Annotated in this window: 8 protein-coding genes; 4 read left to right on the top strand and 4 right to left on the bottom strand. The window is 61.2% G+C overall.

Going from position 1 to position 6,790, the window contains the following annotated elements; genetic code table 11:
* Positions 1-475 precede the first annotated feature (475 nt).
* On the top strand, positions 476-2,374 hold the full coding sequence (locus tag CO671_RS25595; RefSeq protein ID WP_097608268.1) for a DUF1963 domain-containing protein: 1,899 nt from the start codon (positions 476-478) through the stop codon (positions 2,372-2,374).
* A gap of 301 nt (positions 2,375-2,675) precedes the next feature.
* On the top strand, positions 2,676-3,020 hold the full coding sequence (locus tag CO671_RS25590; RefSeq protein WP_097608267.1) for an antibiotic biosynthesis monooxygenase: 345 nt from the start codon (positions 2,676-2,678) through the stop codon (positions 3,018-3,020).
* Between the two features lie 37 nt (positions 3,021-3,057).
* Here CO671_RS25590 and CO671_RS25585 read toward each other — a convergent pair whose 3' ends face one another.
* The 4 genes from CO671_RS25585 to CO671_RS25570 form a co-directional block, all read right to left on the bottom strand.
* A complete protein-coding gene (locus CO671_RS25585) occupies positions 3,058-3,870 on the bottom strand; it encodes an alpha/beta hydrolase (RefSeq protein WP_097608266.1) in 813 nt (270 codons plus the stop codon).
* Positions 3,871-4,055: 185 nt separating this feature from the next.
* Complete coding sequence (locus CO671_RS25580) at positions 4,056-4,676, bottom strand: glutathione S-transferase family protein (protein ID WP_170965051.1); 621 nt, start codon at positions 4,674-4,676, stop codon at positions 4,056-4,058.
* The gene (locus tag CO671_RS25575; RefSeq protein WP_097608265.1) at positions 4,669-5,154 is read right to left on the bottom strand and encodes an SRPBCC domain-containing protein; all 486 of its coding nucleotides are present in this window, start codon (positions 5,152-5,154) and stop codon (positions 4,669-4,671) included. The genes CO671_RS25580 and CO671_RS25575 overlap by 8 nt, the downstream gene beginning before the upstream one ends.
* Positions 5,147-5,479, bottom strand: coding sequence for a metalloregulator ArsR/SmtB family transcription factor (locus CO671_RS25570; RefSeq protein WP_097608264.1), 333 nt, complete (start codon positions 5,477-5,479; stop codon positions 5,147-5,149). Before CO671_RS25570 ends, CO671_RS25575 begins: the two co-directional genes overlap by 8 nt.
* Positions 5,480-5,654: 175 nt before the next feature.
* Between CO671_RS25570 and CO671_RS25565 the strand changes: the two genes are divergently transcribed.
* On the top strand, positions 5,655-5,990 hold the full coding sequence (locus tag CO671_RS25565) for a hypothetical protein (RefSeq protein ID WP_097608263.1): 336 nt from the start codon (positions 5,655-5,657) through the stop codon (positions 5,988-5,990).
* A 163-nt stretch (positions 5,991-6,153) separates the two neighbouring features.
* Entirely contained in the window at positions 6,154-6,687 is a 534-nt protein-coding gene (locus CO671_RS25560) for a YidB family protein (protein ID WP_097608262.1), read from the top strand.
* Positions 6,688-6,790: the final 103 nt, after the last annotated feature.

Here is a 6,790-nt window from a genome sequence, read left to right as displayed (position 1 = left end):
GGAGGTTGGGGAGGGCCATCGGCAAGAGGCGCAACGCTGCAGCTGTTGCCTCACCATCGTTGGATTTGTCGCGACGCTCACCCCACTCTCCGTCGTCCTCGGGCTCGACCCGAGGACCCATGCCGGACTTCTCGGCTGCGGCCATGGATTCCAGGCTCAAGGCCTGGAATGACGGAGGTTGGGGAGGGCCATCGGCAAGAGGCGCAACGCTGCAGCTGTTGCCTCACCATCGTTGGATTTGTCGCGACGCTCACCCCACTCTCCGTCGTCCTCGGGCTCGACCCGAGGACCCATGCCGGACTTGTCGGCTGCGGCCATGGATTCCAGGCTTAAGGCCTGGAAGGACGGAAGTTGGAGAGGGGGCTTCGCCGAAGGTACCACGGCGAGGTAAAACCACCTCCTATAGTAGATATGTAACGTGATTACCGGTCTGTGGTAGTGTCCCGCCATTCCCATCGAAAAGACTGGAGCTGCCATGAGAAATCCGTTCCGCCGAGAGCCAAGCTCTGCCACAGCCGGCGCGCTTGCCTATGGCGATGAGAATTTTCTCAAACTCGAACAGTTCCGTACCGACGCGCGTATCGCCAAGCGGGTTCCCGTGGTCCAGGGAGAAGCAGGACATGGTTGGTACGGGGGAGAGCCGAGGATGCCCTCCTATTTCTCATGGCCGGTCGGACCGGACGGCGAGCCGCTGATTTTCGTGGCGCAACTGGATTGCCGGGCGTTTCCCGCGGGATTATGGGGCGGCGTAGGCCCGCGCGAGGGATGGCTGCTGTTCTTCATCGGGCACACATCATACATCGAGCCCGATTATCGCGGGCAAAGCTTCCCGGTTCGGGTGCTGCACACAATGGAACTCGGCCCCGAACGGCCACAGCGCTTTATCGGCAGCGTCGAATGGCTTACAAATTACCCTAAAAACCTCTCGGGCAACGCCCCCGTCATGCTGCCGCGATGGCCGATCACTATTTACGAGCACGAAACGGAAGCGGAAGAACGCTACAAACGGTTCGTCGGCACGGGAGGTCGGGACGATCAAGGCCGTCCGGCACCTTCTCTCTGTCGATGGCCGGGCGGCGCGGCGGGAAACCCGCTGACGTGGGACGGAGTGGCAATACTCTTCGGGGCGTTACGCAATCGGCTCGGTAAAGTTGAGCAGCGCAACCATGACCTTCTGGAGAGGTTTCACAAGCAGATCGCCGCATTCGAGGCCTATCAAGCCGGCACTACGACGGACATAGGGGATGCCGATCAACTCCAGTTCGAATATACCGTGGCCAAACGCCGCCTTGATGAAGTCGCTGCAACGCACGCGCTGAACAGCGCTGCCCGCACCCGGCTCGAGGCAGTCATTGCCGCCCATCCGGCCGAACGCCATTCGGAACTTCTTTCCCCGGCTGATTGGGAGGGCCTATCTGACGAACTGGCAGCCATCGAATTCGCCGATGTCGAAGAGTGTCATGTCGCCCTTCCCGTTTCGAACGTACTTGGCCAATCCTACAGCGAGCAACGCTTCGAGCTGGAGCAGGCTACGAGTCTTGAGGACCTAAGGCGGAAAGTTCTCGCAATCGCATACAAGATCATGCTCATTGCCAAAAAGCTGCAGATTGCGGCTTCTAACCGCCTTCACCTGCTGAACGGCCGCGGCAACATGACGGCACAAGCATTGGCATTCCAAAGCGCATGTCTGGAATACGCCGAAAGGACACTCGATCAGACCCAACGCTACGCAGCGGCGGCAAAAAACGCACGTGAAGAACTGGATGCGCTTGTAGGACGATTAAGCAAACCGAACACCTCGCTGGAATCGTCCATCAATGAGGCGCGGGCTCTTGTCGCCGGCATCGTCGTCATGGATTTCAACGTTATGGAAATATCCCGGGGAATACCGGCAAAGCTGGACTACGAGGTCCGAATGCGGAGCCTGATCGACACGGGTGGCAGCTTCGACAACTGGTCGACGGAACTGGAAATCCATCGGAGATTCCATGCCCGGTTTCTTTACTGCGCCGATCCGCTCACGCTCCCGGAGCCGGTGCGCAGCCATTTTGAGCCCACCTGGTCTTCGGCAGCGCTCGATTGCCATGACGGGATGGGAGGGGTGCCACGTTGGGATTGGGTTTCCTTGGAATACTTCAATGCGCAGATGTATTACAGCGCCCGCGATCGGAAGAGATTTCGCCAGGAGAATGCATTGCTCGCGTCCGCATACGCAGCAGAACCACCCTTTGACAGGGACAATGCAGTTCTCCTGCAGCTATTCCCGGACGCGATTTTCGGCTGGCGCTGGGGCCGCCACCTGACACTGATCGCTCCTCGCCATGAACTGGCCCAAAGCAGCTTCGAGAACATTCGCGTCGTCATAAGCGGTTGAGCACCGCCTGTCGTCGTTCGCTCAGCGCCGTTGAAGCTGCCGGTGTATCGGCACAAGGTCCACCCCACCCTCCGTCGTCCTCGGGCTTGACCCCGGGGACCCACGCCGGCCTCCTCGGCTGCGGCCATGGATTCCAGGCTCAAGGCCTGGAATGACGGAGGTTGGAGGGGCCATCGGCAAGGGACGCAACGCCGCTGAGGACGGCGAGGGTAGCTGTACCCTGCTGCCGGGTTGGATAGAGGGATTGACCGCACGGCGGATGGTTGCAAAGATCTCCGCCTGTCGGCAACGAGGGGTTGGCATGTCTATCGCGAGCTTACCTGCACCACCCTATTACGTCGTCTGCTTCTCATCGCAACGAACGGAGGTCGAAGACGGCTATGGTGATGTCGGCGCTGCGATGCTGGAGCTGGCAAAGCAGCAGCCCGGATTTTTGGGTTTCGAAAGCGCCCGCCGTGCTGATGGATTCGGCATCATCAACTCTTATTGGCGCGACGAGGAAAGCATCCGGGCATGGAAAGCGGTTGTCGATCACGTCGAAGCGCAACGCCGCGGCCGGGCAGACTGGTATACGCGGTATGAAATCCGTGTCGCGCTCGTTCAACGCGCTTATGGATTCGAAGCGGAACCCGTCAAACTGCGCTGATCGTCGCCCTCGGATTGGGTGCCGTCCATGACGGGATTTAGGGCCGGTTTCCCTCCAGCGCTTCCACAAAACCGATCACGTCACCGACCATATTATCGTTGAAGATGTCGTTGTGACCGGCGCGGTCATGGATCACCATCCGCTTGGGCTCGGGTGCGAGGTGGTAGAGCGCTTGGCCTGAAGAAAGCGGGATGCTGTCATCGAGGCGGCCGTGGAGGAACAGCTTCGGTTGTCTGACTTTGCCTATATTGAGGTCCGAGCGAAAGGGATCCTTGAGAAGAGCCCCGACCGGGAGGAACGGATAATGCGTCTGCGCCACCGACAGAACCGACAGGTACGGAGACACGAGAATGAGGCCCACGGCCGGCCTCTGCCCGGCCGTATTCACGGCAACGCCAGTGCCAAGTGACCGGCCCAGCACGACGATCCCGCTTCCGGCCTGTGCCGAAAGCCAGTCGAACGCGGCGATGCCGTCTGTCAGCAGCCCTTGCTCGCTGGGTGAGCCGGTCGATCCGGGATAGCCGCGATAGGAAATCGCCAGCAGTCCAATCCCCCGCGTGGCCAGCGCCTGTGCGAGAAACGCGTAATTGTCGACGCGGTCACCGTTTCCGAAAAACAGCAGCACGCAGGGCTTGTCGCTGTCGCCCCTGATGTAGAGCGCGTGCAGCAGCTCTCCGTCGGGCGTCTTGATTTGTACCGTCTCGCCCCAAGTCGCGGGCTCCGGAAGTGGTGCGGCGCCGGCTCCGGGATAGAGCAGGGATCGCTGAGAGAGATAGACCAGAGCGACGATCGCCATGTAGGCGATGACCGCCAGCAGCGGCAGGATCAGCAGGTACCTTGTAGCGCTCACGACAGAATAGACCCGCGGTTTGGCAATGCCCGGAACGCGTTGCAGCGACCGCGGCCCGTTGCGGCGTGGTGTGCTCAGCGTAGCGGCGATATTTGCACAAAGCCTTCCAGTGGAGAAGAGGCATCGGCGTCCGGCGCATGTGTTCGCCCGCGGCGCGTCAGCTCATATCTGTCACGGCGTGCCTGTCAGCCCGGGAAAGGGTTTTGCCAGGCATCCAGTTCTTCAAGCCGTCCGTACCAGGCTTGGATATGCCGAAACTCGGCGAGGGGAATCCCGGCGGCGGTTGCATAAGGAAGTGCGGCGGCCAGTGCGAAGTCCGCCACGGTCAGTGTCTCCCCGACGGCGACGCTGTTGGTGGCCAAATGATCGTCGAGCACGCGAGCATGGAGCCGAAAACTCGTCTTCGCATCTTCGATTATGGCCACGTCAGGCTTCTCGCCGAACAACGGCTTGATCAGGGTTTCAAACCACAGCGTTGCCCCGTGCCGGGTAAAATGACTGGCATCCCAGCTCAACCAGCGCAGCACGTCGATCTGCCGGTGGTCATGCGGCCAGAAATCCGATGCGACGCTGTCGGACAACCTGCACATGATGGCGTTCGCCTCCCACAAGGTTCCGGTATCATCCTGCAGCACCGGGACTTTGCCGTTCGGGTTCAGCGCCAGGAATTCTGCGGTGCGCTGTTCGCCGCTTGCCAGGTCAACCCGGACGAACTCGACGTCGGCTTGCAGAAAGCGCGCGGCGGCGCAGGCCTTCCGGGGATTGAGCGTCTCGCAATAATAGAGCTTCATCGCCGCCTTATGCATGGTTCGTCCTCTCGGATTCGGTTCGAAGAAAAACGCTCAACCGCTCGAAGCTTTGCGACCAGCCGGCTTCATGTCCCTCAAGCGACGATGCGCTCTCAAACCCAGTTTGGCGAAAGGTCATTTCCGTGCCCCCGTCGTTTTCCCTGAAGGTGATGGTGACGAGTGTTTCCGGGCTGTTTTCGCCGGTTGCGCGCTCCCAGGCATGGGTGAAGACAAGCCTGTGCGGCGGCTCGACCTCCAGATATTTTCCGCCGACCCAATGCTCTTCTCCATCTGGTGCAATCAGGCAGGCGCGGTGTCTACCGCCGGGCCAGGCTTCAAGTCTGTCGCCCACCGCCTTGAAACCGTGAGGACCGCACCATTGGGCCATGGCTTTCGGGTCGGTCCATGCCCTAAAAACGAGATCGCATGGGGCATCAAACCTCCGGACGATAACCAGGTCGCGGCTGTTGTCGGGGTCGGTCTCCGGATTAGTCATTTTCGTATCCTTGTACCTTGGACAGATAGTCATCGAGACGATCGAAGCTTTGGTCCCAGAAGCGCCTGTAATCGGCGATCCAATCCGCAATCGTCTTCAGCGCGGCCGGCTCGAGGACGCGCGGACGCGAATTCGCTTCACGGCCGGAGCGGATCAATCCGGCTTGTTCCAGGACTTTGAGATGCTTTGATATGGCGGGCTGAGACAACTCGAAGGGATCAGCGAGTTCGGCCACGGTCGCCTTGCCCTTCGCAAGACGCCCGAGAATTGCCCGCCTCGTGGGGTCGGCGAGTGCGGAAAAAATCGCATCGAGCTTGTCATTCATATATCACCATCTAGCTATATAGCCATGTGGATATATTCTCGGCGGCGCGATGTCAAAGGAAATTTGCGCCCCGTGACCGGCGGCTTTCGCTTCCGCCGGCTTCGCCCGCTCACGGAACAAAATCCCCATGGCGATGGTTGGTATGGCGATAAGCACAAGACCATGGGAGGAAACCATGCATAAGTCTCTTCAGTTCATACTGGTCGGCCTGGCCGCCATGAGCGGGCTCACCGTCGCGCCGACGCTCGCCGCCGCGCAGGATTTGGAATTGCGCATCGGCCCCGGTGGCGTCGGCGTTTACGACCGGGACCGCGACCGTTACGACCGTTACGACCGCCGCGGGCCGCGTGGCTGCGATCCCGATGACGCGCTCGACATTGCCCGCAGCGAAGGCCTTCGCCGTGCCCAGATCGTCCGCATGTCGCCGCGCAGCATCGTCGTCCAGGGAATGACGCGCCGCGGGCCGGAACGCATGGTCTTCGCCAACCGGCGCGGCTGCCCGGAAATCTGACCGTACGAAAATGAAACCGGCTGCCCGGACGCCTCAGTGCGACATTGCTTCTTGCAACGTCGGCTGGCCGAGCGTGGACGGAAGCGGTTTTCCCGTCGAATTGCCGAACAACAGATGGAGCGGTTCGCCTGAACCGCGCTGACAATCACCGGAGGAATGCATCATGATGAGTGGTCAATTGAAGGCGCTTCTCGCCGTTCTTGCCGTTGCCGGCTATCAGAACAGGGACAAGATCGGCGAGCTGCTGCGCGGCCTGCAGAACCCGCAGCAATCCGGCGCGGGAGGCCAGCAGCCGGGCGGGCTCGGCGGTATTCTCGGCAGGCTCGGCGGTTCCGGCGGCCTGGGTGGCCTTCTCGGCGGCCTGACCTCCGGCGGCATCGTCAGCGGCGGTCTCGGCGATCTCCTGAAGACGTTTCAGCAGAACGGCCACGGCGACAAGATGGAATCCTGGGTGCGCCCCGGCCAGAATGCCGACATCAATGACGGCGAGCTTGCCGAAGCGCTCGGCCCGGATGTTTTGAACGAGATCGCCAGGAACACCGGCCTGTCGCACGAGGAGATTCTCGGCCGGCTGCGCCGCGATCTGCCCAAGGCCGTCGACGATCTGACGCCGGAAGGGAAGGTGCCGAGCGAAGAGGAGGCGTTCTTGTCTTCGGCGAGCCAGGCGACAAGCTCCGGGCGGCCGAGCGGCGTCTAGGCGCTTTCATTCGGCCGTGCTGCGGGCATCGCTGAAAGGCCCTTGCGAGATCGCCACCGGCCTCTTCAGGTTTGGATCGCAGAGATCGGCTCATACACCGTCT

Origin of the sequence: Rhizobium sp. M10, assembly GCF_002531955.1 — a bacterium.
GTDB lineage: Bacteria > Pseudomonadota > Alphaproteobacteria > Rhizobiales > Rhizobiaceae > Rhizobium > Rhizobium etli_C.
The sequence above is the reverse complement of the archived record's forward strand: the minus strand, read 5'-3'. Positions and strand labels throughout refer to the sequence as shown.